General features: G+C 66.2%; 1 protein-coding gene. It reads right to left on the bottom strand.

The annotated features are described in order from the left end of the window. Positions 1 to 12: 12 nt before the first annotated feature. A protein-coding gene (locus tag MR1_RS19585; RefSeq protein WP_157518419.1) for an IS5 family transposase occupies positions 13 to 899 on the bottom strand; the annotation gives its coding sequence in 2 pieces (ribosomal slippage) (positions 13 to 546 and positions 549 to 899; 885 coding nt in all). Between the last annotated feature and the right edge of the window lie 49 nt (positions 900 to 948).

The following is a 948-nucleotide window of genomic DNA, read 5'->3' as shown; positions in this document are numbered from 1 at the left end:
CTAGGGCGTGTCTCATAACCGTTTGAGCCAGATGGTGATGGCTCTCAGGACTGCTCCGCCGCGGTAGTTGCGGGCGAGTTTGTCGTAGCGGGTGGCCAGGCCCCGCCATTGCTTGTCTTCGTTGAAACCGCGTTCGACGACGTTGCGGCCCTTGTAGTCGTGGCGGTCGTAGGTCACGGGTCGGCCGCCGCGGGAGCCGCGTCGCTTGCGGTGCCCTTGCTGGTCGGAGGGCTCGGGGATGACCGAGACGATGTCGCGATCGCGCAGGTGCTGCCGGATAGCGCGAGACGAGTAGGCCTTGTCGCCGCGGACGCGGTCGGGTCTGGTGCGGGGTCTGCCGGGCCCGCGGCGGGCGACGCGGAGGTGGCTCATCAGGATCGGGAACATCGGTGCGTCACCGGCCTGCCCGGGGCCGACGAGCACGACCAGCGGACCGCCCTTGCCATCGACGAGGTGATGGATCTTCGTCGACAATCCGCCCCGTGACCGGCCGATCGCATGATCGGGCGGCTCTTCGCGTGGATTCCTGTAATTCGATTCAGCCCCCCTGTGTCGCGAGGGAGGTTCGTCGCGTGCTGATGCGCACGGTTCACCGTGGAGTCCACGCTCACATCCCACACCAACTCGCCCGCAGCGTCCGCGTCGGCGAGCAGTTCGGCATGGATCCTGTCCCAGGTGCCGTCCTTGCTCAACTCGCTGTGACGACGCCACACCGTCTGCCAGGGACCGAACTCAGCTGGCACATCCCTCCATGGCGAGCCGGTCCGGAAGCGCCAGATGATGCCCTCCACGATCGGCCGGTGATCACTGAAGGGCCGCCCACCCTTCGGCGACGCCTTCGGCATCAACGGCTCGATCCGAGCCCACGCAACGTCCGAGAGAACTTGAGTACGCGACACACCCCAAGTCTCAGACGACGATCACCCGAAAGTTACGAGACACGCCCTA

The organism is Microbacterium resistens NBRC 103078 (assembly GCF_001552355.1).
Lineage (GTDB): Bacteria > Actinomycetota > Actinomycetes > Actinomycetales > Microbacteriaceae > Microbacterium > Microbacterium resistens.
Note: the sequence above shows the minus strand (reverse complement) of the source record. Positions and strands in the feature narration are given on the sequence as shown.